This window comes from Pseudomonas sp. CP-1, from assembly GCF_021213715.1.
In the GTDB taxonomy this organism is placed as follows: domain Bacteria; phylum Pseudomonadota; class Gammaproteobacteria; order Pseudomonadales; family Pseudomonadaceae; genus Pseudomonas; species Pseudomonas aeruginosa.
In genome coordinates, this window is record NZ_JAJQKY010000003.1 from 509,311 (window position 1) to 536,271 (window position 26,961).

Sequence of the window (26,961 nt, forward strand, 5' to 3'; positions counted from 1 at the left end):
GATCGGCGTCATCGGTTTAATCAATCAGCCTCTTCCTACGTCTTGAACGACAATGTTCCCACTAAATTTGGTCAGTTTCTGAACCCCGCGGAAATAGAGCCGGACATATGACTGCCACGCCCAAACCCCTGGTCCTGATCATCCTGGACGGCTTCGGCCACAGCGAAAGCCCTGACTACAACGCCATCTACGCCGCGAAGAAGCCGGTCTGGGATCGCCTCCTGGCGACCCAGCCGCACGGCCTGATCTCCGGCTCCGGCATGGACGTCGGCCTGCCCGACGGCCAGATGGGCAACTCCGAGGTCGGCCACATGAACCTCGGCGCAGGCCGCGTGGTGTACCAGGACTTCACCCGCGTCACCAAGGCCATCCGCGACGGCGAATTCTTCGAAAACCCGGTGATCGCCGGGGCGGTCGACAAGGCCGTCGCCGCCGACAAGGCGGTGCACATCCTCGGCCTGCTCTCTCCGGGCGGCGTACACAGCCATGAAGACCACCTGGTGGCGATGGCGCAGATGGCCGCCAGGCGCGGCGCCGGCAAGATCTACCTGCATGCCTTCCTGGATGGCCGCGATACCCCGCCGAAAAGCGCGCAACCGTCGCTGGAGCGTCTCGACGCCACCTTCGCCGGGCTCGGCAAGGGCCGCATCGCCTCGATCATCGGCCGCTATTTCGCGATGGACCGCGACAACCGCTGGGACCGCGTCCAGGCCGCCTATGAACTGATCGTCGACGGCAAGGCCGAGTTCACCGCCGACTCCTCGGTGGCAGCCCTCGAGGCCGCCTACGCCCGCGGCGAGAGCGACGAATTCGTCAAGGCCACCGCGGTGGTCCCGGCCGGCGCCGAAGCGGTGCGGGTCGAGGATGGCGACGCGGTGATCTTCATGAACTTCCGCGCCGACCGCGCCCGCGAGCTGAGCCGCGCCTTCGTCGAGCCGGCATTCAATGAGTTCCCCCGCGAACGAGCCCCGCAACTGGCAGGTTTCGTCATGCTGACCCAGTACGCGGCGAGCATCCCGGCGCCCTGTGCCTTCCCGCCGGAGCCGCTGACCAACGTCCTCGGCGAATACCTGGCCAAGCATGGCAAGACCCAGCTGCGCATCGCCGAGACCGAGAAGTACGCCCACGTGACCTTCTTCTTCTCCGGCGGCCGCGAGGAACCCTACGAAGGCGAGGAGCGCATCCTGATCCCCTCGCCGAAGGTCGCCACCTACGACCTGCAGCCCGAGATGAGCGCGCCGGAAGTCACCGACCGTATCGTCGAGGCCATCGAGCAACAACGCTACGATGTGATCGTGGTCAACTACGCCAACGGCGACATGGTCGGCCACACCGGCGTGTTCGAGGCCGCGGTCAAGGCCGTGGAGTGCCTGGACACCTGCATGGGGCGCATCGTCGAGGCGCTGGACAAGGTCGGCGGCGAAGCCCTGATCACCGCCGACCACGGCAATGTCGAGCAGATGGAAGACGAGTCCACCGGCCAGGCGCACACCGCGCACACCTGCGAACCGGTGCCCTTCGTCTACGTCGGCAAGCGCAAGCTGAGCATCCGCGAAGGCGGCGTGCTGGCCGACGTGGCGCCGACCATGCTGACCCTCATGGGGCTGGAGCAGCCGGCGGAAATGACCGGTCGCAGCATCGTCATCCTCGGCTGATCCGCGAACGACGAACTCCCGCGCAGGGCGGATAACCGCGTCGCGGTTATCCGCCGCTTCTGCAGGCCATCGGCGGAGAACGCCTGCGACGTTATCCGCCGTAGCGGGCCGGGCGCCGCGCCCCGTTTCCACGACGTCACCTTCCCCGCTTTAACGCTGCCGATCGGCCGCCAGGCCTGGCCACGCGACCTCGAGACGTGTGCCGCGGTTTTCATTTTCCGCGTCTTCCCCCTACCTCCCGCTACGTCGCCGAGGCCCGTGCTAGCCTTGCCCGCGCTGTCTTTTCCATCTGCCCTACAAGGATTTCCGCCGATGTGGTTCCTCCTCGCCACCTCGCTCCTCGCCCTGTCCTTCCAGCGCCTGCTGGCTCTCGCCTTGCTGCTCGCGACCTGCTGCCTCGCCTTCTACGACGGAGTTCTCGCTCCGCCTGCGGTCGCCGCCCTGGCTGTACTGGGCGTCCTCGCCCTGTTGCGCCGGCGCCTGGCGGCACGCCGCGCCTGGGCCCTGGGCCTGGAGCTGCTGCTGGTCGCCGGCGCGGTGGGCCTGTTCCTGCACCTGCTACCCGGCTTCGCCAACCCCAGGGTCCTGGACAAGGCGGTGGTCGGCCCGCAGAGCCTGCCGTTCACCATGTACTTCAACTTCGACAAGGCACTGGTGCCGTTCCTGCTACTGGCCTGCCTGCCGAGCCTGTTCCGCGACGAAGCCCGCGCTCCCGGCCGCCCCTGGCACTGGCTGCTGCTCGTGGCGGCGGTGCCGGCGCTGCTTCTGCTGGCTGTCGGCGTCGGCCTGCTGCGGCCGGAACTCCACGCGCCGGCCTGGCTCTGGCAGTTCGTCCTGGCCAACCTGTTCTTCGTTTCCCTTGCCGAGGAAGCGCTGTTCCGCGGCTACCTGCAGCAACGCCTGGGCCAATGGCTGGGCCCCTGGCCCGCCCTGGCGCTGGCCTCGGCGCTGTTCGGCCTGGCGCACTTCGCCGGCGGCCCGCTGCTGATGCTGTTCGCCGGCCTCGCCGGGCTGATCTACGGGTTGGCCTGGCTGTGGAGCGGCCGCCTGTGGGTGGCGACGCTGTTCCACTTCGGGCTGAACCTGACGCATCTGCTGCTGTTCACCTACCCGCTCTACAGACCCGCCTGATGTCCGTGGCCTTCGTCGTCGACGACATCCGCCGCTGCCATCCGGCTGAAATACGTGGAAGCGCCCCACAGCGCGCGGTGCGGGGCGTTTTTTTTAACGGCGGCCACGGGCATACTAGGCCGGTCCAATTCCCAGGTGCCCGCCACCCCATGCTCCGCCTCCTTCCTCTCCTGCTATCCCTCGCCTGTCTCGCTCCGGCCTTCGCCGACGAGCGCGCCGACACCCAACGCCAGCTGGAACAGACGCAGAAGGACATCGGCGAGCTGAAGAAGCTGCTGGACGGCATCCAGCAGGAAAAGAGCGGCGTGCAGAAGCAGCTGAAGTCCACCGAGACCGAAATGGGCGACCTGGAAAAACAGATCAAGGCCCTGCAGGACGAGCTGGACAAGAGCGAAGCCGAGCTGAAACGGCTGGATGGGGAGAAAAAAAAACTCCAGGACGCGCGCATTGAGCAGCAGCGCCTCCTCGCCATCCAGGCCCGCGCGGCCTACCAGAGTGGACGCGAGGAGTACCTGAAGCTGCTGCTGAACCAGGAACACCCGGAAAAATTCAGCCGCACCCTCACCTACTACGACTACATCAACAAAGCCCGTCTCGAACAGCTCGCCAGCTTCAACGAAACCCTCCGCCAGTTGGCCAACGTCGAGCAGGACATCTCTGCGCAGAAAGCCGAACAACTGAGCAAGCAAGGCGAGCTGGACAGCCGCCGCGAGGCGCTGGCAGCGACCCGCAAGGAGCGCCAGCAAGCCCTGGCCAAGCTGAACAGCGACTACCGCGAACGCGACCAGAAGCTCAAGTCCCGCCAACAGGACCAGGCCGAGCTGGCCAAGGTACTGCGGACCATCGAGGAAACCCTGGCCCGCCAGGCCCGCGAAGCCGCCGCCGCGGCGGAGCGCGAGCGCCAGCGCGCGCTGGCCGCCGAACGCGAGCGTGCGCGCCAGCAGCAGGCCGCCCCCGGACGAGTCACCAGCCCGCCGCGCGAACCTGCGCCGGGCCCGCTGGTCTCAAGCACTGGCGCGGTCTACGGCGGCGCGTTCGGCTCGGCCCGCGGCAAGCTGCCGTGGCCGGTGAATGGCCGCGTCGTGGCGCGCTTCGGCAGCCAGCGCGGCGACGATCCGCGGGCGAAATGGGACGGCGTACTGATTTCGGCGAGCGCCGGCAGCACCGTCCGCGCGGTGCACGGCGGACGCGTGGTATTCGCCGACTGGTTGCGCGGAGCCGGCCTGTTGGTCATCCTCGACCACGGTGGCGGCTACCTCAGCCTTTATGGCCATAATCAAAGCCTGCTGAAAGACGCCGGCGACACCGTGAAGGCCGGAGACCCGATCGCCACCGTTGGAACCAGCGGCGGCCAGAGTAGCCCGGCCGTGTACTTCGCCATTCGCCATCAGGGCCGCCCGGCGGACCCTACTACCTGGTGCCGCGCACAGGGATAGGCGCCGAACTCGTGATTAGGAGCTGAACATGCTGCATTGCTTCCGTCCCACCACCCTGGCGCTGGCCCTGCTGCTCGGCGCGGGCGCGGCCCAGGCTGCCGACGCCCCGGCCGACGCCGCGCCACTGGCCAACGGTAGCAGTGCCCCGCTGCCCCTCGACGAGCTGCGTACCTTCGCCGAGGTTCTCGACCGGGTGAAGGCCGCCTACGTCGAGCCAGTGGACGACAAGACCCTGCTGGAGAACGCCATCAAGGGCATGCTCAGCAACCTCGACCCGCACTCCGCCTACCTCGGCCCGGAGGACTTCGCCGAGCTGCAGGAAAGCACCAGCGGCGAGTTCGGCGGTCTGGGCATCGAGGTCGGCAGCGAAGACGGCTTCATCAAGGTGGTCTCGCCGATCGACGACACCCCCGCGGCCCGCGCCGGCATCCAGCCCGGCGACCTGATCGTGCAGATCGACGGCAAGCCGACCAAGGGCCAGTCGATGACCGAAGCGGTCGACAGCATGCGCGGCAAGGCCGGCTCCCCGATCACCCTGACCATCGTCCGCGATGGCGGCAGACCGTTCGACGTCGAACTCAAGCGCGCCATCATCAAGGTCAAGAGCGTCAAGAGCCAGGTCCTAGAACCCGGCTACGCCTACCTGCGCATCACCCAGTTCCAGGTCAACACCGGCGAGGAAGTGGTCAAGGCGCTGAACCAGCTGCGCAAGGACAACAAGGGCCGTCTCAAGGGCCTGGTCCTGGACCTGCGCAACAACCCCGGCGGCGTGCTGCAGTCCGCCGTCGAGGTAGCCGACGCCTTCCTCACCAAGGGCCTGATCGTCTACACCAAGGGCCGCATCGCCAACTCCGAGCTGCGCTTCAGCGCCGACCCGGCCGATCCCAGCGACAAGGTTCCGCTGGTGGTGCTGATCAACGGTGGCAGCGCCTCGGCGGCGGAAATCGTCGCCGGTGCCCTGCAGGACCAGAAGCGCGCGATCCTGATGGGCACCGACAGCTTCGGCAAGGGCTCGGTGCAGACCGTGCTGCCGCTGAACAACGACCGCGCCCTGAAGCTCACCACCGCGCTCTACTACACCCCCAACGGGCGCTCCATCCAGGCCCAGGGCATCGTTCCGGACATCGAGGTCGGACGCGCCAAGGTGACCCAGGAGCGGAGCAGCTTCGAGGGCTTCAAGGAAGCCGACCTGCAGGGCCACCTGGCCAACGGCAACGGCGGCGCCGACCGCCCCACCGGCAAGCGTGCCGCGCCGAGCGAGCGCCCGCAGGATTCCGACTACCAGCTCAGCCAGGCCCTTAGTCTGCTGAAAGGCCTGAGCGTCACCCGCGGCAACTGATGTCGGCGTTCCGCGTTGTCCTGCTGGGCCTGTGCCTGCTGTTCAACCAGGCCCAGGCCCGCCAGGACCCCGTCCCCTACCAGCGCCCGCCGCTGCTGACCGTGGTCATCGACGACCTCGGGCAGAACCTGGCACGCGACCGCCGGGTCCTCGACCTGCCCCCCGGCGTAACCCTGGCGATCATCCCGGAAACCCCGCATGCCGCCGAACTGGCCCGCGAGGCGCACCAGCGCGGGCGCACGGTGATCCTGCACATGCCGATGGACCCAGCCGGCGGTCCCTACGCCTGGCGGCCGGAGCTGACCCAGGAAGAGCGTGCGCGGCGGCTGGACGCGGCGCTGGCCAAGGTGCCGTTCGTGCAGGGCCTGAACAACCACGAGGGCAGCCGCATGACCGCGGTGCGCCCGGCGATGGCCTGGCTCGCCGAGGAACTCCAGCGTCGCGGCCTGTACCTGGTCGACAGCCGCACCAGCGCCGCCACCGTGGCCGCCAGCGAGGCGCAGCGGATCGGCCTGGCGAGCGTCTCGCGCGATGTGTTCCTCGACAACGAAGCCACACCGGAAGCGGTCTCCGCACAACTGCAGGCCGGCGTCGCCCTGGCCCGCAAGCAGGGTTCGGCGTTGCTCATCGGCCACCCGCACAAGGCCACCCTCGACGTGCTGGCGCGGGAGCTGCCGAAGCTGCGCGCCCAGGGCATCGAGCTGGTACCGCCGCAGATGCTCATCGGCGAGCGCGGCAACCGCAACGTCAACCCACGCCAGGCTCCGCACTGAACCCGGGTTTACCGGCGTCGCGGCAGCGGTTAAGGTGACGCCCTCGTCATTCCTGCACGGACGCACCGATGGCCCGCCCTTCCCCTCCCATGCCCCTGCTCGCCGCCGCCCTGCTGGTCGCTGGCGCGATTCCCCTCGGTTTCATCTGGATCCTCACCAGCGCCAAGTTCGAGATAGGCGGCGCCAGCCCCGGCGAGAGCACCGTCGGCAAGGTCGAGAACATCGACCAGCGCGCCATGGAGCAATTCTGCACCGGCGTGCGGGCGACGCCCGCCGGTACCTGGCTGGTAGGCCGGCGCGAGGTCGGCCGCGATGAGCAGGCACTGCCCGAGGGCGTCATCGACCTGGACCTGGTGGCGGCCGCCCAGCCCAGGGAAGAAGAATCCGAACCCCACCTCTTCAACTTCCTCAACGGCATGCTGCTATCCGGCGGCGATCCGGAAACCACCTATGTCTCGCGCCTGGGCGCGGACGGCGTATTCCACGAAGTGGCGCGGCTCGGCGAGACCGCCTGCCTGGAAGTCACGCCGGACGGTTCCAGCGTCTTCCTGCTCACCGGCCTGCGGCGCCCGGGCAAGGACAACGGTCAGCGCGAGCAGACAGTGGTGCTGCGCAGCGACGACCAGGGCAAGAGCTGGCGGCGGCTCGAGGAAGGCTTCATGGCCGAGGCGAATCGACTGGGCTGGGCTCTCGCACCGCGCTTCCACGGCAAGGACGAAGTCTGGGTCTGGGGTGATTTCGAATACGGCGGTGCCGATGGCGGCCGGGAACCCGGCCAGCCGAGCGGGCTGTTCTATTCGCCCGACCGCGGCGCCAGCGTCGAGTCGATCGCCACCTCCGCGCCGCTGCTGGTCGACCTCGCCTACGCCCGCGAGTTGGCGCCGAACGGCGTCAACTGGGGCGACTACAACGGCAAGCACGGGCAGATCAAGGCACACGTCGCCCAACTGGACGCGGAGCGCGCCGCGATCTGGGTAAGCCAGACCTTCCGCTATGGCCCGCCCGAAGGGCGCTACCTGACCAGCTCGGTATTGGTCACCACCCAGGCCGAACTGCGCCGCGAGGGCGGACGCTGGCAGATGGGCGCGATCCGGCGCACCGACGGCGTGGCCGTCGAGCGCCTGGAACAGAACACGGACGGTCGGGTGATCGCAGTGCTCGACCACCCGGACGAATCGCGCTCGCTGATCGCCGAGCTCGATCGCGACGCGCTCGAATGGAAGATCACCGGCAAGCTGCCCAGCCCGTTCTGGCCCCTGCCGTCCAGTTCCGGGCTGCGCGAGTTCTACATGGGCAGGAATGTGCTGCTGGCCAACACCATGAGCCACTACGAAGTGCCGCTGTGGCTGTATCCCGACGAGGAGCCGGCGAGCGTCTCCGCCAACGCGGTGTACTACTCGGACGACTGGGGATCATCCTGGCGCCGCCTGGACATCGCCGGCTACCTCGGCGTGCTCGGTTTCGACGAGGCGCACGACCGGGTGTTCTGGGCCCGCGGCAACTGGTACGACAGCCGCGACCTCGGCGTCCAGGCCTACGACCTGGACTGAGCCCCCTCGCCGCACCGGCGGAGGGGCGCCCGCCAGTCAGAGGTAGTTGGCGACGGCTTCGTCGACGAAGCCTTCCTGGCGCATCTGCTCCAGGGCCTTTTGCAGGCGCTCCACCACCTCGTCCGGAGTGTCCTTGTTCAACGCCAGGTAGAGCTTGGCCTCGTTGAAACGCAGCACCGTCTGCAGGCCGGACACGCCTTCCTGCTTGGCCAGGTAGCGACCGACCGGATCGGTGGTGGCCCACAGGTCGATCTGCCCGCCGGTAAGCTTCTTCACGTTTTCCTGGTCGCGCAGGGCATTGATCACCGGGATGCCCTGGGCTTCCAGGTGCTGGCTGACCGCGTCGTTCTTGTAGGCGCCGAGCTTGTAGCGGGCGGCGTCCTTGAGATTCTTCACGGCGATCTTGCTGCCGGCCGGCGCCAGCAACACCCAACTGGTGTCGGCCAGCGGGCCGACCCACTTGAACTGCGGCACCCGCTCGGGGGTGTAGGTCATGGAGAACAGCCCGTAGCCGGGCTTGTCCAGGGTCAACCGGTACAGGCGGTCCCAGGGGAAGCGCAGGCTCAGGGAATAGCCGATGCCGGCGCGCCTGAACATCTCCCGGACGATGTCGGCACTGATGCCGTCGATGCCGTCGTCGCGGGCGAAGTTCTTGTCATCCACCGCCATGTTGAAGGGCGGGAAGTTCTCGGTCAGCAGCACCACCTTGTAGTCGGCGGGCAATTCGGCACGGGCCGCGGAGGCCCCCAGCAACACCCCCAGGATCAGGGTCTGGATCAGGACTTTCAGCATGGTCACACCGCTCGCTTGGTTATCGTTATTGGCTAGCGGCATCCCTGCGTCAGGACGAAATACCTGGCTCGTCGGCCTTCCATGGCATTGCCGGCGGGGCCGGCAAAGGCGTTTCCCCGCCCGGCCCCCTGTCGGCCGGACGGAGCGAATCAGAGATAGCTGTTGAGGATGTCCTCGACGAAGCCTTCCTTGCGCATGCCGTCCAGGGCTGCCTGGAGCTTCTGCACCACTTCGTCGGGAGTCTCGCGGTTGAGCGCCAGGTACAGTTGGTCGCTGTTGAAGCGCAGCACCGTCTTCAGGCCGGTCACGCCTTCCTGCTTGGCCAGGTAGCGCCCGGCGGGATCGCCGCTGGCCCAGAGGTCGATCTGGCCCTTGACCAGCTTCTGCGCGTTTTCCTGGTCGCGTAGCGCCAGGTCGGCCTCGAAACCGTTCTTGCCGAGGAACTCGGCGATGGCATCGCCCTTGTAGGCGCCGATCCGGTATTTCTTCGCCTCGTCCAGGCTGCCCAGGGTGATCGGGCTGTCGCCTTTGGCCAGCAGCACCCAGTCGTCCGGGCCGATCGGACCGACCCACTTGAACTTGTCCTCGCGCTCGGCCAGGCGGGCGGTGACGAACACCCCGTAGCCGGGCTTCTCCAGCGCCAGCTTGTAGATGCGGTCCCAGGGGAAACGCAGGGTCAGGCTGTACTTGATGCCGGCGCGCTTGAACATCTCGCGGACGATATCCACGGCGATGCCGTCGATGTTGTCTTCCTGGGCGAAGTTCTTGCCGTTGATCGCCATGTTGTACGGCGGGAAGTTCTCCGTGAGCAGGACCATGCTGTAGTCGGGATCGGTTTCGGCGCGCGCGCCGCCGACCAACAGCAGGGTTGCGAGCAGCGCGAAGAGCAGGCTTCTTTGCATTGTTGTCATCCTGTCAGGGGCCTGGAGCGAGGCAGAATAACCAGCGCCGCGCCGCCAGGCCAGCCTTTTGCCAGCATCGCCGGCGAGGCGTCAGTAGCGCTCGCGGATCTGCTTCAACAAGCCTTCGCTGCGCAGCGCGTCGACCGCCGTTTGCAACTTCTGCACCAGCTCGTCCGGGGTGTCCTTGTTCAGCGCCAGGAACAGCTCGGCGGTATGGAAACGCTGGACCACCTTCACCTCCTTGAGGCCCTCGCGCTGGGCGACGTAGCGCCCGCTCGGATCGGCGGTGACCCAGAGATCGATCTGCCCGCTGGCCAGCTTGTCGACGTTCTCGTTGTCGCGCAGCGCCAATTGCACCTGCAGGCCGCGGTCGACCAGGTGCTGGCTGATGGCGTCGTTCTTGTAGCCGCCGATGCGATAGCGCGCGGCGTCTTCCAGGCTGTTCAGGTGGATGCTGCTGTCGCCGCGGGCCATCAGTACCCAGTCGTTGACCGCCAGCGGGCCGACCCACTTGAACTTGTCCTCGCGCTCCGGCGTACGGGCGGTGGAAAACAAGCCATAGCCGGGCTCGCTCAGCGCCTGCTGGTAGACCCGGTCCCAGGGGAAACGCAGGATCAGCTGGCACTCGATCTGCGCGCGCTCGCAGGCGGCGCGCACGGTATCGGTGCTGATGCCGCTGATGCCATCGTTCTTGGCGTAGTTGCCGCCGTTCACCGCCATGTTGAACGGCACCAGGTTCTCGGTCAGCAGGACCAGGGTTTCGGCGCGCGCCAGGGCGCTAGCGCATAGCAGGGCCAGGCTGCCGACGCAGCCGAGAGCCAGACGGAAGATGGACATGGAGGACTCCCTGTCGGTCGCAATGTTTGTCGTTATGGCAGGGCATCGGCGCTCTAGCGGCACCTGATGCGGGGGGCGTGACTGTACCTGAAAGAAAGCCGCGCGAGTGTCGACTCGCGCTCAGGAATGGCTAGCCGATCACCGGCCCTGTGCGCTGCGGCGCAACGTGCCTCAGCGCACCACGATACCGCGGCTGGCCAGGTAGGCCTTGGCTTCCGGCACGGTGTACTCGCCGAAGTGGAAGATGCTCGCCGCGAGCACCGCGTCGGCCTTGCCCTCGAGGATGCCGGCGGCCAGGTGCTCCAGGTTGCCGACGCCGCCGGAAGCGATCACCGGTACGTTCACCGCCTCGCTGATGGCGCGGGTCACGCCCAGGTCGTAACCGCTCTTCACGCCGTCCTGGTCCATGCTGGTCAGGAGAATCTCGCCAGCGCCCAGGTCTTCCATCTTCTTCGCCCAGAGCACGGCATCCAGCCCGGTGGGCTTGCGCCCGCCATGGGTGAAGATTTCCCAGCGCGGCGCCTCGCCCGGGGCGGAAACCTTCTTCGCGTCGATGGCGACCACGATGCACTGCGAGCCGAAGCGGTCGGCGGCCTCACCGACGAACTCGGGGTTGAACACCGCGGCGGTGTTGATCGAGACCTTGTCCGCGCCGGCATTCAACAGGTTGCGGATGTCCTGCACGCTGCGTACGCCGCCGCCCACGGTCAGCGGAATGAACACCTGGCTGGCCATGCGCTCGACGGTATGCAGGGTGGTGTCGCGCCCGTCGACGCTGGCGGTGATGTCGAGGAAGGTGATCTCGTCGGCACCCTGCTCGTCGTAGCGGCGGGCGATCTCGACCGGATCGCCGGCGTCGCGGATGTTCTCGAACTTGACGCCCTTGACCACTCGGCCATTGTCCACGTCGAGGCAGGGGATGATGCGTTTTGCCAGTGCCATGCGGTTCGCCTCAGGCCTTGAAGTTGTCGCACAGCGCCTGGGCTTCGGCCACGTCCAGGGTGCCTTCGTAGATCGCCCGGCCGGTGATGGCGCCGATGATCCCCGGGGTGCGGGCGTCCAGCAGCTTCTGGATGTCGCCGAGATTGTGGATGCCGCCGGAGGCGATCACCGGGATCCGCGTGGCATTGGCCAGCGCGGCGGTAGCCTCGACGTTGCAGCCCTGCATCATGCCGTCCTTGGAAATATCCGTGTAGACGATGGCGGACACCCCGTCGGCCTCGAAGCGACGAGCCAGGTCGATCACCTGGACTTCGCTGACCTCGGCCCAGCCGTCGGTGGCGACGAAACCGTCCTTGGCATCCAGGCCGACGATGACCTTGCCCGGGAAGGCGCGGCAGGCCTCGCCGACGAACTCAGGCTGCTTGACCGCCTTGGTGCCGATGATGACGTAGCTGACGCCGGCGCGAACGTAATGCTCGATGGTTTCCAGCGAGCGGATGCCGCCACCGATCTGGATCGGCAGGTCCGGGTAGCGACGGGCGATGGCGGTGACCACCTCGCCGTTGACCGGCTTGCCTTCGAAAGCGCCGTTCAGGTCCACCAGGTGCAAGCGGCGGCAACCGCCATCGACCCATTTGGCGGCCATCGCCACCGGATCGTCGGAGAAGACCGTGGCGTCTTCCATCAGGCCCTGGCGCAGACGCACGCAGGCGCCGTCTTTCAAGTCGATCGCGGGAATGATCAGCATCGGTGAACCCTGTTCAAGTCTGTATTCGGTGGGCAGGCGCGCGGAAACTCAACTCTTTTCCAGCGCCCAGACATCGCTCTCGATGCTTTCGAACCGTTCCTTCAGGTACGACTGCACGTCGAGGATGGCCTTGTTGTAGAAGTACGGGGCGAACTCGCGGGCGAAGAAATCGAGCAGTTCCTCGGCTTCGAAGGAGCCCAGCTCCAGTTCGAAGCGGTCCTCCATGAAGCGCTTGATCGCCAGAGCCGCGTCCTGGGTCTGCGCGGCGTCCAGCTGGAGGATCGGCGTCTTGCTCTTCGCCCTGGCCATGGCCTACCAGCGCCCGTCCCAGGCCACGAAGTTCTGCAGCAGTTGCAGGCCGTGGGTATGGCTCTTTTCCGGGTGGAACTGCACGGCGAAACGCGAGCCTTCGGCCAGCGCGGCGGCGAAATCGACGCCGTAGTGCCCGTGCCCCACCACCTGGCGCGGATTGCCGGCCTCGATGTAGTAGCTGTGCACGAAGTAGAAGCGCGCCTGGTCGGGAATCTCGTGCCACAGCGGGTGCTCCACCGCCTGGCTCACCTGGTTCCAGCCCATGTGCGGCACCTTCAGGTGCTCGCCGGCTTCGTGCAGGTCCTTGCCGAAGAAGCGCACCTGGCCGGGGAACAGACCGATGCAGTCGACCCCGTCGTTCTCCTCGCTGCACTCCAGCAATGCCTGCATGCCGACGCAGATGCCGAGGAACGGGCGGTCCTGGCTGACCTCGCGGACCAGGGCGTCGAAGCCCAGGCGGCGGATCTCGGCCATGCAGTCGCGGATCGCGCCGACCCCGGGGAACACCACCCGGTCGGCCTCGCGGATCACTGCCGCGTCGCTGCTCACCAGCACCCGGCCGGCACCGACGTGCTCGAGGGCCTTGGCCACCGAGTGCAGGTTGCCCATGCCGTAGTCGATCACGGCTACCGTCTGCATCACAGGCACCCTTTGGTCGACGGCATCTGCCCGGCCATCCGCTCGTCCAGCTCGATGGCCATGCGCAGCGCGCGGCCGAAGGCCTTGAACACGGTCTCGATCTGGTGGTGGGTGTTGTGCCCGCGCAGGTTGTCGATGTGCAGGGTCACCTGGGCGTGGTTGACGAAGCCCTGGAAGAATTCCATGAACAGGTCGACGTCGAAGCCGCCGACGCTGGCACGGGTAAAGGGAACGTGCATCTGCAGGCCGGGCCGCCCGGAGAAGTCGATGACCACCCGCGACAGCGCCTCATCGAGGGGCACGTAGGCGTGGCCGTAGCGGCGGATGCCCTTCTTGTCGCCGATGGCCTTGGCGAAGGCCTGGCCGAGGGTGATGCCGATGTCCTCGACGGTGTGGTGATCGTCGATATGCAGGTCGCCCTTGCACTCGATGTCCAGGTCGATCAGGCCGTGGCGGGCGATCTGGTCCATCATGTGGTCGAGGAAGGGAACCCCGGTATCGAACCGGGCCTTGCCGGTCCCATCCAGGTCGATGGAGACCTTGATCTGGGTCTCCAGGGTGTCGCGCGCGACGGATGCCTTGCGTTCGGCCATCACCAGCTCCACAGCTAACACTGCACGTAATTATAAGAGGGCCAGCATTATAGGCAGGCCCGGGCTGGCGCTGCCAGCCGCGACCGTCGGCGCGAATCGTCCCACGGGCGGCGGGCCAGGCCTTACACTGCGCTCCTTTCATCCCGCCGCGGAGAGCCGCATGCCCGTGATCGTCGAAACCCTCGCCCAACCCAGCGCCCAGGATCGCCTGGACCTGGCGAAGATCTACGCCGACGCACCGGACTGGCTGTTCGCCCCGCATGCCGACGGCGCGGCGCTGGTCGCGGCCGGGCTGGCCGCCGGCGAGCTGATCGCCGGGCGCTTCAACGACCGCCTGCTGGGTGCCGCCCTGCTGCGGCGCGGCGGCGACGCCTGGCAGCTGTCGCACCTCTGCGTGCGCGGCATCACCCGCGGCCGCGGGGTCGGCCGACGCCTCCTCGACGAAGCCCGACGCCTGGCCGCCGAAGCCGGCAAGCCGCTGCGCCTGGTCGCCCCGGACGGGCACCTGGAATCCCGCGCCCTCGCCGCGCGCCACGGGCTGCCGCTGGACAGCCTCTGATATGCTCGGCGGCGGTCCCAGCCAAGGAGCTTCGCCATGTCCTTTTCCACCGCCGAACGCACCGCCCTGCTCGCCCTCAAGGGAGTCGGCCCGACCGTGCTGCAACGCCTGGAACAGATGGGCCTGGACAGTTTCGTCCGGCTGCGCGACAGCGATGCCGCGAGCATCCTCGCCCAAGGCGCGGCCCTGACCGGCTCCAGTTGCTGGAAGAACAGCCCGCAGGCGCGGGCAGCGATCGTCGCCGTGCTGCAGCGCGCAGCCAGCGACGCATGAACGACGTCGACGTACTGGTAGTCGGCGCCGGCGCCCTCGGCCTGGCCTGCGCCGCGCGCCTGGCCGAAGCCGGCCACGGCGTACTGGTGGCGGAGCGCGAACGGCTGGTCGGTAGCCACACCTCCAGTCGCAATTCCGAAGTGATCCACGCCGGCCTCTACTACCCGCCCGGCTCGCTCAAGGCCGATCTCTGCCTGGAAGGCCGCGAACGCCTGTACGCCTGGTGCGCCCGCCACGGCGTCGGCCACCGGCGCATCGGCAAGCTGCTGGTGGCGGTGGAGGAAAACGAGCGCGAGAAGCTTCAGGCCCTGGCGGCCAACGCCCGCGCCTGCGGGGTCGACGACCTGATGCCGCTGGACGGCACCACGCTGCGCGCGCTGGAGCCCCAGGTCCGCGGGGTCGCCGCCCTGCTCTCGCCGAGCACGGGAATCATCGACAGCCACGCCTACCTGCAATCGCTGCAGGCCGTCGCCGAGCGCCACGGCGCACAACTGGCGCTGGACACCCGGGTCGACCGCCTGGAGCGCCACGCCGGCGGCTGGCGCGCCGAAGGACAGAGCGTCGGCGAAGCGTTCCGGTTGCGCGCGGGCTGGGTGGTCAATGCCGGCGGCCTGTTCGCCCAGGCGCTGGCGCAACGCACCGAAGGCCTCGATCCGCGCCTGGTGCCGGCGCTGCACCTGTGCCAGGGGCGCTATTTCTCCTACAGCGGCCGCTCGCCGTTCCGCCACCTGGTCTACCCGATGCCCGAGGCGCGCACCGCCGGGCTCGGCATCCACGCCACCCTCGACCTCGGTGGCCAGTTGCGCTTCGGTCCCGACGTGAATTACGTGGACAACCTCGACTACCGCGTCGACGAATCCCTCCGCCCCGCCTTCGCCCAGGCCATCTCGCGCTACTTCCCCGGCATCGATCCTCGGCGCCTGGCCGCCGGCTACGCCGGCATCCGGCCCAAGCTCGGTGGGCCGGGGGAACCCGCCGCCGACTTCATCATCCAAACCCCTGCCGAACACGACCTGCCCGGCCTGGTCAACCTGTTCGGCATCGAGTCGCCCGGCCTCACCGCCAGCCTGGCGCTCGCCGAACGGGTCGCCCGCGCACTCTGAGACGAGGTTTCGCCGCGCGCAGGGTCGGCCTGGCAAAACGGCGTTGTTATACTCGCCCGCACATTCACCGCTGCCAGCACAAAGGATTCGTCCATGAAAGCATTCGGCAAGGTCCTGGGGCTGTTCTTCCTGGGACTCTTACTGCTCGTCGTGGCCCTGGGCTTCGCCCTGACCCACCTGTTCGATCCCAATGACTACAAGGACGAAATCCGCCAGATCGCCCGCGACAAGGCCAACCTGGAGCTGGACCTGAAGGGCGACATCGGCTGGAGCCTGTTCCCCTGGCTGGGCCTGGAGCTGCACGACACCAGCATCGCCAGTACCGCCACGCCGACCAAGCCGTTCGCCGACCTGCAGATGCTCGGCCTGTCGGTGCGGGTCCTGCCGCTGCTGCGCAAGGACGTGCAGATGAGCGCGATCCGCGTCGAAGGCCTGAGCCTGGACCTGGTCCGCGACAAGCAGGGCAAGGGCAACTGGGAAAACATCGGCAAGCCGGCCCAGCCCCAGGCCCCGTCCGCTCCTTCCGCCACCCCGCCGGCAGCGGACGGCAAGGGCGCCCAGGCGCAGGCACCCGAGCAGGCGCCGCAGAACGACAGCCCGCGCACCCCGATCAAGCTCGACATCGACAGCCTCAACGTCAACAACGCCCGCGTCACCTACACCGACGAAGCCAGCGGCAAGCAGTACAACGTCGAGGGCATCGAGCTGAGTACCGGCGCCATTCGCGAAGGCAGCAGCATTCCGCTGAAGCTCAACGCCTACCTCGGCACCAACCAGCCGGTGGTGCGGGTCAAGACCGAGCTGACCGGCAACCTGCGCTTCGACACCGCGCTCAGGCGCTACCAGTTGGAAGACGCCAGGCTCTCCGGCGAGGCCTCGGGCGAGCCGCTGCAAGGCAAGACCGCCACCTTCTCCGCCCAGGGCCAGTTGCTGCTCGACCAGTCGGCGCAGATCGCCGAGTGGAACGGTCTGAAGCTGAGCGTCAACCAGTTGCGCGCCCTCGGCGAACTGAAGGCCCGCGAGCTGGACAAGGACGCCAAGTTCAGCGGCGGCCTGTCGATCGCGCCGATGAACCTGCGCGAGTTCCTCGCCGGCATCGGTGTGACCCTGCCGGCCATGGCCGACGCCAACACCCTCGGCAAGTTCGAGCTGAACACCCGCCTGGCCGGCAGCCGCAACAGCCTGAATCTCGAAGACCTCAAGCTGGGTCTGGACGACACCGCCTTCAGCGGCCGCTTCGGCATCGCCGATTTCGCCAGGCAATCGCTGCGCGCCCAGCTCAAGGGCGACAAGCTCGACCTCGACCGCTACCTGCCGGCCAAGGCCAAGCAGGCCCAGGATGCCGCCAGCGCCACGCGCAAGGCGGAAGTCGACGCCACCGTGGCCAGTGCCGCCCAGGGCAACACGCCGCTACCGGAAAAACCGACCAGGCAGGCCTGGAGCGACGCGCCGTTGCTGCCCATGGCGACCCTGCGCAAGCTCGACCTGGACGTGGCGCTGAACTTCGGTCGGCTGACCGTCGAGAAGCTGCCGATCGACGACGCCAGCCTGAAGCTGCGTGGCCAGGGCGGCGTGATCAGCCTCGACGACATGCGCGGCGGGCTGTACAACGGCCGCTTCAACGCCAAGGCCAACCTCGACGTACGCCAGGACAGCGCCGTGTTGACCGCCACCAAGCACATCGCCAACGTGCCGGTGGAGCGCTTGCTCGAAGCCCAGGGCAAGAAACCGCCGGTGAAGGGGCTGCTCGACCTCGACGCCGACATCCGCACCAGCGGCAACAGCGAGAAGTCCTGGATCGACCATCTCAACGGCAGCGCACGCTTCAGCCTGATCAACGGCGTGCTGCTCGACGCCAACCTGGAACAACAGCTCTGCCAGGGCATCGCTACCCTCAACCGCAAGGCCCTTGCCGGTACCCACGGCGGCAAGGACACGCCTTTCCGCGAGCTCAAGGGCAGCCTGAACTTCACCAACGGCGTGGCCAGCAACCCTGACCTGAAGGTCGCCATTCCCGGCCTGGCGGTCAGCGGCCACGGCGATATCGACCTGCGCGTGCTGGGCATGGACTATCGCATCGGCGTGGAGATCCAGGGCGACAAGAGCGACATGCCGGACCCGGCCTGCCAGGTCAACCAGCGCTACGCCGGCATCGAATGGCCGCTGCTCTGCCGCGGCCCGCTGGAACTCGGCGCCAAGGCCTGCCGCCTGGACAAGGAAGGCCTGGGCAAGGTCGCCGCGAAACTGGCCGGCAATCGCCTCAACGAAAAACTCGAAGAGAAGCTCGGCGACAAGGTCAGTCCGGAGCTGAAAGACGCACTCAAAGGGCTGTTCAACCGCAAATGACACCTGAAGGCTTCAACGGCGCGGTCCTCGACTGGTACGACCGTCACGGTCGCAAGGACCTGCCCTGGCAGCAGGGCATCACCCCCTACCGGGTGTGGGTCTCGGAAATCATGCTGCAACAGACCCAGGTCAGCACCGTGCTCGGTTACTTCGACCGTTTCATGGCAGCGTTGCCCGACGTCGAGGCACTGGCCGCGGCGGCCGAGGACGAAGTCCTGCACCTGTGGACCGGGCTCGGCTACTACAGCCGTGCGCGCAACCTGCACAAGACCGCGCAGATCGTGGTCGAGCGGCATGCCGGGGAGTTCCCCCGCGACGTCGAGCAGCTCGCCGAACTGCCCGGCATCGGCCGCTCCACCGCTGGAGCCATCGCCAGCCTGTCGATGGGCCTGCGCGCACCGATCCTCGACGGCAACGTCAAGCGCGTACTGGCGCGCTACCTGGCGCAGGACGGCTATCCCGGCGAACCGAAGGTGGCCAGGGCGCTGTGGGAGGCCGCCGAACGCTTCACCCCGCACGCACGGGTCAACCACTACACCCAGGCGATGATGGACCTCGGCGCCACCCTCTGCACGCGCAGCAAGCCCAGTTGCCTGCTTTGCCCGCTGGTCTCCGGCTGCCGCGCGCACCTGCTCGGCCGCGAAGCCGATTATCCGCAGCCCAAGCCGCGCAAGGCGTTGCCGCAGAAGCGCACGCTGATGCCGATCCTGGCCAACCGCGACGGCGCCATACTGCTCTACCGGCGGCCTTCCAGCGGACTCTGGGGCGGGCTCTGGAGCCTCCCCGAACTGGACGACCTCGACGGCCTCGAACCGCTCGCCGCGCGCCATTCCCTGGCCCTCGGCGAGCGCCGCGAACTGAGCGGCCTGACCCATACCTTCAGTCATTTCCAGCTCGCCATCGAGCCCTGGCTGGTGGCGGTGGAAGGCGCTCCGCGCGCCGTGGCCGAGGGCGACTGGCTCTGGTATAACCTCGCCACCCCGCCGCGCCTGGGCCTCGCCGCTCCGGTGAAGAAGCTGCTCAAGCGCGCAGAACAGGAACTCGGACGCGGCACGACCGCGTGAATGCCGGGCCCACGGGCCCGGCGGCAACTGCAGGAGAACGACCATGAGCCGCACCGTGATGTGCCGCAAGTACCACGAAGAGCTGCCCGGCCTCGACCGTCCGCCGTATCCTGGCGCGAAGGGCGAGGACATCTACAACAACGTGTCGCGCAAGGCCTGGGACGAGTGGCAGAAGCACCAGACCATGCTGATCAACGAGCGTCGCCTGAACATGATGAACGCCGAGGACCGCAAGTTCCTCCAGCAGGAGATGGACAAGTTCCTCTCCGGCGAGGACTACGCCAAGGCCGACGGCTACGTGCCGCCATCCGCCTGAGCCCCACCCCGCCCGACGGAGGCCGCCATGACCCCATCCCTCTCTGGCCTGCCTCCGATCCGCACCGCGCTGATCGGCTACGGCTTCGCCGGCAAGACCTTCCACGCCCCGCTGATCCGCGCGGTACCGGCGTTGTGCCTGGAGCACGTGGTCTCCCGCGACCCTGTGCGGGTGCACGCCGACCTGCCCGAAGCCCGGGTCAGCGCCGATCCGGATGAGGCCATCGAGGCCGCCGACATCGACCTGGTGGTCATCGCCTCGCCCAATGCCACCCACGCCAGCCTCGCCGAACGGGCCTTGCGCGCCGGCAAGCACGTGGTGGTGGACAAGCCGTTCACCGTCACCCTGGCCGAAGCCCGGCGCCTCGCCGACCTCGCCCGCGAACGGCCTGGCCAGGTCCTCTCGGTGTTCCAGAACCGGCGCTTCGACAGCGACTTCCTCGCCGTGGAGGCCGCCCTGCAGGCCGGCAGCATCGGCCCGGTGCGCTACTTCGAGTCGGCCATCGAGCGCTTCCGTCCGCAGGTCCGCGACCGCTGGCGCGAACACGACCTGCCCGGCTCCGGGCTGTGGTTCGACCTCGGCCCGCACCTGCTCGACCAGGCACTGTGCCTGTTCGGCATACCGCAGCGTATGCACGGACACCTGCGCCGGCTGCGCGAGGGCGCGCTGACCGACGACTGGTTCGAGGTCCTGCTCGACTATCCGCACTGCCAGGTGGCGCTGCGCGCCAGCATGCTCGCTGCCAATCCGGCGCCACGCTTCAATGTGCACGGCGACCACGGCAGCCTGCTAAAGGCCGGCGCCGACATCCAGGAAGCGCAACTGCTCCAGGGACTGCACCCCGGTTCCGCCGGCTGGGGCCGCGATCCCGACCTGTTGCAGCATATCGACGGCCAGGGCCTGCGCCAGTCGCTGGTCACCCCGGCTGGCGACCAGAGCCGCTACTACCAGGCGCTAGCCGCCGCCATCCGCGGTCAGTCGCGCAACCCGGTGTCGGCGCAACAGGCCTGCGCGCTGATGGCCCTGCTGGAGTTGGCACGACGCTCCGCCGAGGAAGGCCGGAGCCTGCCGGTGGAGCTGCGCGACGAGGAACGCCAGGCCTGGAACTGAGGCACGGCAGTCCGGCGGAAACCGCGAGGGGATCGTAAGGCGTTAAAAAACAAAAAAAATTTCTTCGCCGGTGTTGACACTGCCGCGCTAAACCCGTTTAATTGCGCCCCGTTGCCCAGGTAGCTCAGTTGGTAGAGCAGGGGATTGAAAATCCCCGTGTCGGCGGTTCGATTCCGTCCCTGGGCACCATGAATACGACGAAAAGGCTCACCTCCGGGTGGGCCTTTTTGCTTTCCGCCGTTCGCCTAGACGTGCTGCCCGCCGTTGACGTGGATTTCCGCGCCATTCACGTAGGATGCGCCGCTGGTGCAGAGGAAGTAGATCAGCGAAGCGATCTCCTCCGGCCGGCCGAGGCGGTGCAGCGGGATGCTGCGCTCGACGATCTCCTCGGTGCCCGGCGACAGGATCGAGGTGTCGATCTCCCCCGGCGCGATGGCGTTCACCCGCACCCCATGCGGGCCGAAGTCGTGGGCCATCTCGCGGGTCAGCGCGGACAACGCCGCCTTGGAAGTGGCGTAGGCCACCCCGGCGAACGGATGCACCTTCGAGCCAGCGATGGAGGTCACGTTTATCACCGTTCCCTGCGCCGCCTTCAGCTCGGCGAACAGGCCGCGCGCCAGCAGCGCGGTGGAGAACAGGTTGACGTTGAACACCCGCAGCCAGGTGGCGTAGTCGGTTTCCAGCACACCGAGGCGCTCGCCGCCTTCGCCCTTGGGCGAGATGCCGGCATTGTCCACCAGCGCGTGGAGCCGGCCGTCGCCAAGCTTCTCGCGGATCAGTTCCAGGCTGGCCTCGACGCCGGGAATGTCCTCCAGGTCCAGATGGATGTGGTTTTCCTCGCCGTCCGCCCAGGGACATTCGCTGGCCCAGCTCTGCCGCGACGCGGTGAACACCCGCCAACCCGCGGCATTGAAGTACTTCACCGTGGCATGCCCGATACCGCGGCTCGCCCCGGTCAGCAACAGGGTCTTTCTCTCCGCCATACGCCCTCCGTGAAGGCCTGCTGGAATGAACGCGACTCGCACAGCCTACAAGGAATGACGAATCGCCGCGGCGGATCTTTCGCCCATCCCGGCGAACGGCCGAGCGTGAGCCAGGCAGTGCCGATAGACTAGGCGGACCCTGTCAGGACCCCGATCGATGCTGAAGAAAAGCTTCAACTCCCTGCTCGCCACCTGGCTCGCCGGCCTGCTGGTGATGCTGCCGCTGGTACTCACCGTAGCCTTGCTGGCCTGGGTGGTCAGCTTGCTGAACCGCTTCGTCGGTCCATCCAGCCTGATCGGTCGCGGCTTCGCCGCCATCGGCCAGCCGCTCGCCGGCGATTCGCCACTGGCCTACCTGCTCGGTACCGCGCTACTGCTGGTAGCCATCTACCTGCTTGGCCTCGGCGTACAGCTAGGCCTGAAGCGGCCGCTGGCCAACCTGTTCGACCTGACCCTGCGGCGCACCCCGCTGATCGGCAACCTGTACAACCTGGCCGACCGTTTCGTCGGCCTGCTGGACAAGAAGCAGGACGCCGACATCGCCGCGATGAGTCCGGTGTGGTGTTTCTTCGGCGGCGACGGCGCCGCCGTGCTGGCGCTGATGCCCAACCCCGAAGCGGTGGAACTGGACGGCCGCGCGCACTACGCGATCCTGGTGCCGACCGCGCCGATCCCGGTGGGCGGCGGCCTGCTCTACGTTCCGGTGGAATGGGTGAAACCGGCACAGATCGGCATGGACACCTTCACCAGCATCTATGTGTCGATGGGCATCACCCCACCGCCGCCGCTGGCCGCCGCCAAGGTGCTGGCGGAGCCGCGCGCGGAGCAGCCGCCGGCGGCTCCATAGGCGGTCCTGCGTGCCCGGGAACGGGGCGCGCACCGACCTCCAGGCTCTGCTTCAGGTCAGGGTTCGCCAGGAGTTTTCTTCGAAAGCCGACAGTTTTGTTCCTACGCGACAGCGCACTGCAGCGATGCGACAAGATGCCGCCAACCCCGCTCCAGAGGCACGCAGCCTGCTTGGCTCCGGTTGAAGCGCTGTGCTAGCTTGCCTTCGCCAGGAAGGCCCTTCCAATCCGAATAACAAGAGGAAAATCCATGGCCGAGGCCACCCCCGCACTGGAAATCCGTAACCTGCACAAGCGCTACGGCGACCTCGAAGTGCTCAAGGGCATCTCCCTCACCGCCCGCGACGGCGACGTGATCTCCATCCTCGGATCGTCCGGCTCGGGCAAATCCACCTTCCTGCGCTGCATCAACCTGCTGGAGAACCCGCACCAGGGCCAGATCCTGGTCTCCGGCGAAGAGCTGCGCCTGAAGAAGAGCAAGAACGGCGACCTGGTCGCCGCCGACAGCCAGCAGATCAACCGGCTGCGCAGCGAACTCGGTTTCGTCTTCCAGAATTTCAACCTGTGGCCGCACATGAGCATCCTCGACAACGTGATCGAGGCGCCGCGTCGCGTACTGGGCAAGAGCAAGGCCGAAGCGATCGAGATCGCCGAGGGCCTGCTGGCCAAGGTCGGCATCGCCGACAAGCGCCACAGCTATCCCGCGCAACTTTCCGGCGGCCAGCAGCAGCGCGCGGCCATCGCCCGGACCCTGGCCATGCAACCCAAGGTGATCCTGTTCGACGAGCCCACCTCGGCGCTCGACCCGGAAATGGTACAGGAAGTGCTTAACGTGATCCGTGCGCTCGCCGAAGAGGGCCGGACCATGCTGCTGGTCACCCACGAAATGAGCTTCGCCCGCCAGGTTTCCAGCGAGGTGGTATTCCTCCACCAGGGCCTGGTAGAAGAGCAGGGAACGCCGCAACAGGTTTTCGAAAACCCCCAGTCGGCGCGCTGCAAACAGTTCATGTCCAGCCACCGCTAACGGAGCAACACCGCATGAAGAACTATAAGAAGATCCTGCTGGCCGCCGCTGCAACCCTGGCCTTCGCCCTCGACGCCAGCGCCGCCGACAAGCTGCGCATCGGCACCGAAGGCGCCTACCCGCCCTTCAACGGCATCGATGCCAGCGGCCAGGCGGTCGGCTTCGACCTCGACATCGGCAAGGCGCTGTGCGCCAAGATGAAGACCGAGTGCGAGGTGGTGACCTCCGACTGGGACGGCATCATCCCGGCGTTGAACGCCAAGAAGTTCGACTTCATCGTCGCGTCCATGTCGATCACCGACGAGCGCAAGCAGGCGGTCGACTTCACCGATCCCTACTACACCAACAAGCTGCAGTTCGTCGCGCCGAAGAGCGTCGACTTCAAGACCGACAAGGACTCCCTGAAGGGCAAGGTGATCGGCGCCCAGCGCGCCACCATCGCCGGCACCTGGCTGGAAGACAACATGGCCGACGTGGTCACCATCAAGCTCTACGACACCCAGGAGAACGCCTACCTCGACCTCTCCTCGGGGCGCCTGGACGGCGTGCTGGCCGACAAGTTCGTGCAGTACGACTGGCTGAAGAGCGACGCCGGCAAGGAGTTCGAGTTCAAGGGCGAACCGGTGTTCGACAACGACAAGATCGGTATCGCCGTGCGCAAGGGCGACCCGCTGCGCGAGAAGCTCAACGCCGCGCTGAAGGAAATCGTCGCCGACGGTACCTACAAGAAGATCAACGACAAGTACTTCCCCTTCAGCATCTATTGATGCCAAGCCAGGCCACCGCCGGGCGCGTCCCGGCGGTGGCCGCCTTCAGGCCTGACTTCTCATGATTCTCGACCTGCATGGGTTCGGCGAGCAACTGCTCGCCGGTACCTGGATGACCCTCAAGCTGTCGCTGGCGGCGGTCTGCGTGGGGCTGTTGCTCGGCCTCCTCGGCGCCATCGCGAAGACTTCGAAGTACGCGGCCCTGCGCTTCCTCGGCGGCACCTACACCACCATCGTCCGTGGCGTGCCGGAAACGCTCTGGGTACTGATGATCTATTTCGGCACGGTGAGCGGCCTGAACGCCCTCGGCGACCTTTTCGGCAAGCCGGACCTGGCACTCTCGCCGTTCGCCGCCGGCACCCTGGCCCTCGGCCTGTGCTTCGGCGCCTACGCCACCGAGGTGTTCCGCGGCGCGCTGTTGTCCATTCCGCGCGGCCATCGCGAGGCCGGCCAGGCGCTCGGCCTGTCGCCCGGACGGATCTTCTGGCGCATCGTCCTGCCGCAGATCTGGCGGGTCGCCCTGCCCGGCCTCGGCAACCTGTACCTGATCCTGCTGAAGGACACCGCGCTGGTGTCGCTGATCACCCTCGACGAGATCATGCGCAAGGCGCAGGTCGCCTCCAACGCGACCAAGGAACCCTTCACCTTCTACATGACCGCGGCCGCCATCTACCTGAGCCTCACGGTCGTCATCATGGTCGCCCTGCACTTCCTCGAACGTCGCGCCGGCCGTGGTTTCGTGAGGAACGAGCTATGAGCGAGTGGGAGCTGATCCTCAAGTGGATGCCGAAGATGCTCCAGGGCGCGGCGCTGACCCTGGAGCTGCTGGCGATCGCGGTGGTCGCCGGGCTCGCCCTGGCCCTGCCGCTGGGCATCGCCCGCGCCTCGCGGCACTGGTACGTGCGCGCGGTGCCGTACGCCTACATCTTCTTCTTCCGCGGCACGCCGCTGCTGCTGCAACTGTTCATCGTCTACTACGGCCTGGCGCAGTTCGAGGAAGTGCGCAAGAGCGCCTTCTGGCCCTACCTGCGCGATCCGTACTGGTGCGCGCTGCTGACCATGACCCTGCACACCGCCGCCTATATCGCCGAGATCCTCCGCGGCGCGATCCACTCGGTGCCGGTCGGCGAGGTGGAGGCCGCCCGCGCCCTCGGCATGTCGCGGCGCCAGGCGCTCTGGCACATCATCCTGCCGCGCGCGGTGCGCATCGGCCTGCCGGCCTACAGCAACGAAGTGATCCTGATGCTCAAGGCCAGCGCGGTGGTCTACACCGTGACCCTGTTCGACATCATGGGCATGGCCCGGACCATCATCGCCCGCACCTACGAATCGATGCTGTTCTTCTGCCTGGCCGGCGCGCTGTACCTGGTGATCACCATCGTGCTGACGCGGATCTTCCGCCTGATCGAACGCTGGTTGCGGGTCGACGCCACCCAGGGCCGCTGAGCGGGCGCTTTCCGATGCCTGCGGGGCGGCTATAATCGCCGCCCCGTTTTCCCGCTGCCGCTCGCATCGTGTCCGAAACCTTCCCGTTCCTCACTGGCGACGCCCTGTCGCAGCGCTTCCTCGCGCTGGACGCGTTCCTCCTCGAACACCAGCGGCTCTGGCGACCCCGCCCGTTCAGCGAACCGACCCTGGCGTGGGAAGCCGAACACGCCGAGCTGGCGTCCTGGCTGCGCGGGCGCAGCCTCGAACAGGCCGACGCGGAGCACAACCAGCCCACCCGCCTGGCCGCGCCCGCGCCTTATCCGCAGCTCGCCGCCCAGGCCGCAGCGCTGGGCGCGGTCGGCGAACTGCCATTGGCGGAACGCCCGCAGGCACCGAACCGCTTCAATGTCGACGTACCGGGACGCAAGTGGCAGCAGATCGGCCTGTTCGCCGGGCGCCTGCAGTTCGCCCGGCCGGTCGTCCACTGGCTCGACTGGTGCTCCGGCAAGGGCCATCTGGGCCGCCTGCTGGCCCATGCGGGGCAACCGCTGACCTGCCTCGAACACGATCCCGCGCTGGTCGCCGACGGACAGCGCCTGAGCGACCGCCTGGGGCTCTCCGCCCACCACCTCCGCCAGGATGTGCTGGCCGCGGACTGCGCCGAGCGCCTGCTTCCCGGGCATACGCCGGTGGCCCTGCACGCTTGCGGCGAACTGCACCTGCGCCTGCTGCGCCTGGCCAGCCAGGCCGGCTGTCACCAACTGGCGGTGGCGCCATGCTGCTACAACCGCATTCCGGGGCCTTTCTACCAGCCGCTCTCGCAAGCGGCAGGCCAATCGCTGCTCGCGCTATCGCTCGACGACCTGCGCCTGCCCCTGAGCGAGACCGTCACCGCCAGCCAACGGGTCCGTCGCCAGCGCGACCAGTCGATGGCCCGGCGCCTGGGTTTCGACCTGCTGCAGCGCGAGCTACGCGGAATCGACCAGTACCTCAGCGTGCCTTCCCTTCCGGTGGCCTGGCTGGAACGTCCATACGCCGACTACTGTCGCGAACTCGCCGCCCTCAAGGGACTTCCCGAACCGGCCGCGCGCGACTGGCAGGCGCTGGAAGCGGCCGGCTGGAAGCGCCTAGCGATGGTCCGCAACCTGGAACTGGTGCGCGCCCTGTTCCGCCGCCCGCTGGAACTCTGGCTGCTGCTGGACCGCTGCCTGTATCTGGTCGAACAGGGCTATAGCGTCCGCCTGGGCGAGTTCTGTCCGACCTCCCTGTCTCCGCGAAACCTGCTGATCCTTGCGGAGCGCAGCTGATACGGGTGTTCCGGATGGTTGCCCACACAACCTGTGGATAAGTCTGGTGACAAGTTCTGGGAAACATCTGCCGAGGGGCCCGTATCCAGGGGCGGCCAATGCTGTTCAAAAAATGAACAGAAAAAATAAAATCCATATAAAACAATATCTTGTTAACAACCGAAATAACCGCAGCGACTCTTAGAGC

28 protein-coding genes and 1 tRNA gene are annotated in these 26,961 nt (G+C 67.4%); 20 read left to right on the forward strand and 9 right to left on the reverse strand.

Translation table 11 applies throughout. The features are described 5' to 3' along the window. Positions 1-107 precede the first annotated feature (107 nt). The 6 genes from gpmM to LT948_RS09230 all read left to right on the forward strand — a co-directional run bounded on the left by gpmM (position 108) and on the right by LT948_RS09230 (position 7,884). The gene (gene gpmM / locus LT948_RS09205; protein WP_003096060.1) at positions 108-1,655 is read left to right on the forward strand and encodes a 2,3-bisphosphoglycerate-independent phosphoglycerate mutase; all 1,548 of its coding nucleotides are present in this window, start codon (positions 108-110) and stop codon (positions 1,653-1,655) included. 312 nt (positions 1,656-1,967) lie between these two features. Next, positions 1,968-2,786: a CPBP family intramembrane glutamic endopeptidase gene (locus tag LT948_RS09210; protein WP_004365496.1), complete on the forward strand. Its 819-nt coding sequence runs from the start codon at positions 1,968-1,970 to the stop codon at positions 2,784-2,786. A gap of 149 nt (positions 2,787-2,935) precedes the next feature. After that, entirely contained in the window at positions 2,936-4,222 is a 1,287-nt protein-coding gene (locus LT948_RS09215) for a murein hydrolase activator EnvC family protein (RefSeq protein WP_003123645.1), read from the forward strand. Positions 4,223-4,250: 28 nt separating this feature from the next. Next, positions 4,251-5,561, forward strand: coding sequence for a proteolytic complex protein CptA (gene cptA / locus LT948_RS09220; protein WP_003096067.1), 1,311 nt, complete (start codon positions 4,251-4,253; stop codon positions 5,559-5,561). After that, the gene (locus LT948_RS09225; protein WP_021263278.1) at positions 5,561-6,334 is read left to right on the forward strand and encodes a divergent polysaccharide deacetylase family protein; all 774 of its coding nucleotides are present in this window, start codon (positions 5,561-5,563) and stop codon (positions 6,332-6,334) included. The genes cptA and LT948_RS09225 overlap by 1 nt, the downstream gene beginning before the upstream one ends. Before the next feature lie 68 nt (positions 6,335-6,402). Further along, positions 6,403-7,884 carry a hypothetical protein gene (locus LT948_RS09230; RefSeq protein WP_023092718.1) on the forward strand — a complete coding sequence of 494 codons (1,482 nt, stop codon included), beginning with the start codon at positions 6,403-6,405 and terminating at the stop codon, positions 7,882-7,884. A gap of 36 nt (positions 7,885-7,920) precedes the next feature. Here the strand turns inward: LT948_RS09230 and LT948_RS09235 are convergent, their stop codons facing one another. From LT948_RS09235 to hisB, 8 genes are all read right to left on the reverse strand, one after another. After that, complete coding sequence (locus tag LT948_RS09235) at positions 7,921-8,676, reverse strand: substrate-binding periplasmic protein (RefSeq protein WP_003096075.1); 756 nt, start codon at positions 8,674-8,676, stop codon at positions 7,921-7,923. Between the two features lie 149 nt (positions 8,677-8,825). After that, the gene (locus tag LT948_RS09240) at positions 8,826-9,578 is read right to left on the reverse strand and encodes a substrate-binding periplasmic protein (RefSeq protein ID WP_003106330.1); all 753 of its coding nucleotides are present in this window, start codon (positions 9,576-9,578) and stop codon (positions 8,826-8,828) included. Between the two features lie 90 nt (positions 9,579-9,668). After that, positions 9,669-10,415, reverse strand: a complete 747-nt coding sequence (locus LT948_RS09245; protein ID WP_023092719.1) for a substrate-binding periplasmic protein — start codon at positions 10,413-10,415, stop codon at positions 9,669-9,671. Between the two features lie 171 nt (positions 10,416-10,586). Further along, entirely contained in the window at positions 10,587-11,357 is a 771-nt protein-coding gene (gene hisF / locus LT948_RS09250) for an imidazole glycerol phosphate synthase subunit HisF (RefSeq protein ID WP_003106334.1), read from the reverse strand. A 10-nt stretch (positions 11,358-11,367) separates the two neighbouring features. Continuing rightward, a complete protein-coding gene (gene hisA / locus LT948_RS09255; RefSeq protein ID WP_003106336.1) occupies positions 11,368-12,105 on the reverse strand; it encodes a 1-(5-phosphoribosyl)-5-[(5-phosphoribosylamino)methylideneamino]imidazole-4-carboxamide isomerase in 738 nt (245 codons plus the stop codon). A 48-nt stretch (positions 12,106-12,153) separates the two neighbouring features. Further along, positions 12,154-12,414 (reverse strand): DUF2164 domain-containing protein, encoded by a 261-nt coding sequence (locus LT948_RS09260; RefSeq protein WP_003111635.1) that lies wholly within the window; start codon positions 12,412-12,414, stop codon positions 12,154-12,156. A gap of 3 nt (positions 12,415-12,417) precedes the next feature. Then, positions 12,418-13,056, reverse strand: coding sequence for an imidazole glycerol phosphate synthase subunit HisH (hisH, locus tag LT948_RS09265; RefSeq protein ID WP_023092720.1), 639 nt, complete (start codon positions 13,054-13,056; stop codon positions 12,418-12,420). Then, positions 13,056-13,649, reverse strand: a complete 594-nt coding sequence (hisB, locus tag LT948_RS09270; protein ID WP_003096088.1) for an imidazoleglycerol-phosphate dehydratase HisB — start codon at positions 13,647-13,649, stop codon at positions 13,056-13,058. The genes hisH and hisB overlap by 1 nt, the downstream gene beginning before the upstream one ends. Positions 13,650-13,809: 160 nt before the next feature. Between hisB and LT948_RS09275 the strand changes: the two genes are divergently transcribed. From LT948_RS09275 to LT948_RS09310, 8 genes are all read left to right on the forward strand, one after another. Further along, positions 13,810-14,208, forward strand: a complete 399-nt coding sequence (locus LT948_RS09275) for an acetyl-CoA sensor PanZ family protein (RefSeq protein ID WP_003135903.1) — start codon at positions 13,810-13,812, stop codon at positions 14,206-14,208. Between the two features lie 36 nt (positions 14,209-14,244). Further along, positions 14,245-14,481, forward strand: coding sequence for a hypothetical protein (locus LT948_RS09280; RefSeq protein WP_009314450.1), 237 nt, complete (start codon positions 14,245-14,247; stop codon positions 14,479-14,481). Further along, entirely contained in the window at positions 14,478-15,584 is a 1,107-nt protein-coding gene (locus LT948_RS09285; protein WP_033954775.1) for an NAD(P)/FAD-dependent oxidoreductase, read from the forward strand. Before LT948_RS09280 ends, LT948_RS09285 begins: the two co-directional genes overlap by 4 nt. A gap of 93 nt (positions 15,585-15,677) precedes the next feature. Continuing rightward, positions 15,678-17,930, forward strand: a complete 2,253-nt coding sequence (locus tag LT948_RS09290) for an AsmA family protein (protein WP_003096096.1) — start codon at positions 15,678-15,680, stop codon at positions 17,928-17,930. Next, on the forward strand, positions 17,927-18,994 hold the full coding sequence (gene mutY / locus LT948_RS09295; RefSeq protein ID WP_003096098.1) for an A/G-specific adenine glycosylase: 1,068 nt from the start codon (positions 17,927-17,929) through the stop codon (positions 18,992-18,994). The genes LT948_RS09290 and mutY overlap by 4 nt, the downstream gene beginning before the upstream one ends. A gap of 43 nt (positions 18,995-19,037) precedes the next feature. Then, positions 19,038-19,310 (forward strand): oxidative damage protection protein, encoded by a 273-nt coding sequence (locus LT948_RS09300; protein ID WP_003096100.1) that lies wholly within the window; start codon positions 19,038-19,040, stop codon positions 19,308-19,310. Between the two features lie 27 nt (positions 19,311-19,337). Further along, positions 19,338-20,420 carry an oxidoreductase gene (locus tag LT948_RS09305; RefSeq protein ID WP_003141881.1) on the forward strand — a complete coding sequence of 361 codons (1,083 nt, stop codon included), beginning with the start codon at positions 19,338-19,340 and terminating at the stop codon, positions 20,418-20,420. A 113-nt stretch (positions 20,421-20,533) separates the two neighbouring features. After that, positions 20,534-20,609 (forward strand) — tRNA-Phe (locus tag LT948_RS09310). Between the two features lie 56 nt (positions 20,610-20,665). Here the strand turns inward: LT948_RS09310 and LT948_RS09315 are convergent. Beyond that, positions 20,666-21,403 carry an SDR family NAD(P)-dependent oxidoreductase gene (locus LT948_RS09315; RefSeq protein WP_003096148.1) on the reverse strand — a complete coding sequence of 246 codons (738 nt, stop codon included), beginning with the start codon at positions 21,401-21,403 and terminating at the stop codon, positions 20,666-20,668. A 157-nt stretch (positions 21,404-21,560) separates the two neighbouring features. Here LT948_RS09315 and LT948_RS09320 point away from each other — a divergent pair, with 157 nt between their 5' ends. From LT948_RS09320 to LT948_RS09345, 6 genes are all read left to right on the forward strand, one after another. Next, positions 21,561-22,250, forward strand: a complete 690-nt coding sequence (locus tag LT948_RS09320) for a DUF502 domain-containing protein (RefSeq protein ID WP_003135910.1) — start codon at positions 21,561-21,563, stop codon at positions 22,248-22,250. Between the two features lie 248 nt (positions 22,251-22,498). Further along, entirely contained in the window at positions 22,499-23,272 is a 774-nt protein-coding gene (locus tag LT948_RS09325) for an ABC transporter ATP-binding protein (RefSeq protein ID WP_003096153.1), read from the forward strand. Between the two features lie 14 nt (positions 23,273-23,286). Further along, positions 23,287-24,039, forward strand: a complete 753-nt coding sequence (locus LT948_RS09330; protein ID WP_003096156.1) for an ABC transporter substrate-binding protein — start codon at positions 23,287-23,289, stop codon at positions 24,037-24,039. A gap of 61 nt (positions 24,040-24,100) precedes the next feature. Further along, a complete protein-coding gene (locus LT948_RS09335; protein ID WP_003105543.1) occupies positions 24,101-24,796 on the forward strand; it encodes an ABC transporter permease in 696 nt (231 codons plus the stop codon). Continuing rightward, on the forward strand, positions 24,793-25,485 hold the full coding sequence (locus tag LT948_RS09340; RefSeq protein WP_003096163.1) for an ABC transporter permease: 693 nt from the start codon (positions 24,793-24,795) through the stop codon (positions 25,483-25,485). The genes LT948_RS09335 and LT948_RS09340 overlap by 4 nt, the downstream gene beginning before the upstream one ends. A 68-nt stretch (positions 25,486-25,553) precedes the next feature. Continuing rightward, positions 25,554-26,774 (forward strand): methyltransferase, encoded by a 1,221-nt coding sequence (locus tag LT948_RS09345; RefSeq protein ID WP_073657233.1) that lies wholly within the window; start codon positions 25,554-25,556, stop codon positions 26,772-26,774. The last annotated feature ends 187 nt before the right edge of the window (positions 26,775-26,961 follow it).

What these genes read in the sequence shown, in the direction of transcription:
- gpmM (WP_003096060.1), top strand. Translation starts at nt 108, where the DNA reads ATGACTGCCACGCCCAAACCCCTGGTCCTGATCATCCTGGACGGCTTC.
- LT948_RS09210 (WP_004365496.1), top strand. Translation starts at nt 1,968, where the DNA reads ATGTGGTTCCTCCTCGCCACCTCGCTCCTCGCCCTGTCCTTCCAGCGC.
- LT948_RS09215 (WP_003123645.1), top strand. Translation starts at nt 2,936, where the DNA reads ATGCTCCGCCTCCTTCCTCTCCTGCTATCCCTCGCCTGTCTCGCTCCG.
- cptA (WP_003096067.1), top strand. Translation starts at nt 4,251, where the DNA reads ATGCTGCATTGCTTCCGTCCCACCACCCTGGCGCTGGCCCTGCTGCTC.
- LT948_RS09225 (WP_021263278.1), top strand. Translation starts at nt 5,561, where the DNA reads ATGTCGGCGTTCCGCGTTGTCCTGCTGGGCCTGTGCCTGCTGTTCAAC.
- LT948_RS09230 (WP_023092718.1), top strand. Translation starts at nt 6,403, where the DNA reads ATGGCCCGCCCTTCCCCTCCCATGCCCCTGCTCGCCGCCGCCCTGCTG.
- LT948_RS09235 (WP_003096075.1), bottom strand. Translation starts at nt 8,676, where the DNA reads ATGCTGAAAGTCCTGATCCAGACCCTGATCCTGGGGGTGTTGCTGGGG.
- LT948_RS09240 (WP_003106330.1), bottom strand. Translation starts at nt 9,578, where the DNA reads ATGCAAAGAAGCCTGCTCTTCGCGCTGCTCGCAACCCTGCTGTTGGTC.
- LT948_RS09245 (WP_023092719.1), bottom strand. Translation starts at nt 10,415, where the DNA reads ATGTCCATCTTCCGTCTGGCTCTCGGCTGCGTCGGCAGCCTGGCCCTG.
- hisF (WP_003106334.1), bottom strand. Translation starts at nt 11,357, where the DNA reads ATGGCACTGGCAAAACGCATCATCCCCTGCCTCGACGTGGACAATGGC.
- hisA (WP_003106336.1), bottom strand. Translation starts at nt 12,105, where the DNA reads ATGCTGATCATTCCCGCGATCGACTTGAAAGACGGCGCCTGCGTGCGT.
- LT948_RS09260 (WP_003111635.1), bottom strand. Translation starts at nt 12,414, where the DNA reads ATGGCCAGGGCGAAGAGCAAGACGCCGATCCTCCAGCTGGACGCCGCG.
- hisH (WP_023092720.1), bottom strand. Translation starts at nt 13,056, where the DNA reads ATGCAGACGGTAGCCGTGATCGACTACGGCATGGGCAACCTGCACTCG.
- hisB (WP_003096088.1), bottom strand. Translation starts at nt 13,649, where the DNA reads ATGGCCGAACGCAAGGCATCCGTCGCGCGCGACACCCTGGAGACCCAG.
- LT948_RS09275 (WP_003135903.1), top strand. Translation starts at nt 13,810, where the DNA reads ATGCCCGTGATCGTCGAAACCCTCGCCCAACCCAGCGCCCAGGATCGC.
- LT948_RS09280 (WP_009314450.1), top strand. Translation starts at nt 14,245, where the DNA reads ATGTCCTTTTCCACCGCCGAACGCACCGCCCTGCTCGCCCTCAAGGGA.
- LT948_RS09285 (WP_033954775.1), top strand. Translation starts at nt 14,478, where the DNA reads ATGAACGACGTCGACGTACTGGTAGTCGGCGCCGGCGCCCTCGGCCTG.
- LT948_RS09290 (WP_003096096.1), top strand. Translation starts at nt 15,678, where the DNA reads ATGAAAGCATTCGGCAAGGTCCTGGGGCTGTTCTTCCTGGGACTCTTA.
- mutY (WP_003096098.1), top strand. Translation starts at nt 17,927, where the DNA reads ATGACACCTGAAGGCTTCAACGGCGCGGTCCTCGACTGGTACGACCGT.
- LT948_RS09300 (WP_003096100.1), top strand. Translation starts at nt 19,038, where the DNA reads ATGAGCCGCACCGTGATGTGCCGCAAGTACCACGAAGAGCTGCCCGGC.
- LT948_RS09305 (WP_003141881.1), top strand. Translation starts at nt 19,338, where the DNA reads ATGACCCCATCCCTCTCTGGCCTGCCTCCGATCCGCACCGCGCTGATC.
- LT948_RS09315 (WP_003096148.1), bottom strand. Translation starts at nt 21,403, where the DNA reads ATGGCGGAGAGAAAGACCCTGTTGCTGACCGGGGCGAGCCGCGGTATC.
- LT948_RS09320 (WP_003135910.1), top strand. Translation starts at nt 21,561, where the DNA reads ATGCTGAAGAAAAGCTTCAACTCCCTGCTCGCCACCTGGCTCGCCGGC.
- LT948_RS09325 (WP_003096153.1), top strand. Translation starts at nt 22,499, where the DNA reads ATGGCCGAGGCCACCCCCGCACTGGAAATCCGTAACCTGCACAAGCGC.
- LT948_RS09330 (WP_003096156.1), top strand. Translation starts at nt 23,287, where the DNA reads ATGAAGAACTATAAGAAGATCCTGCTGGCCGCCGCTGCAACCCTGGCC.
- LT948_RS09335 (WP_003105543.1), top strand. Translation starts at nt 24,101, where the DNA reads ATGATTCTCGACCTGCATGGGTTCGGCGAGCAACTGCTCGCCGGTACC.
- LT948_RS09340 (WP_003096163.1), top strand. Translation starts at nt 24,793, where the DNA reads ATGAGCGAGTGGGAGCTGATCCTCAAGTGGATGCCGAAGATGCTCCAG.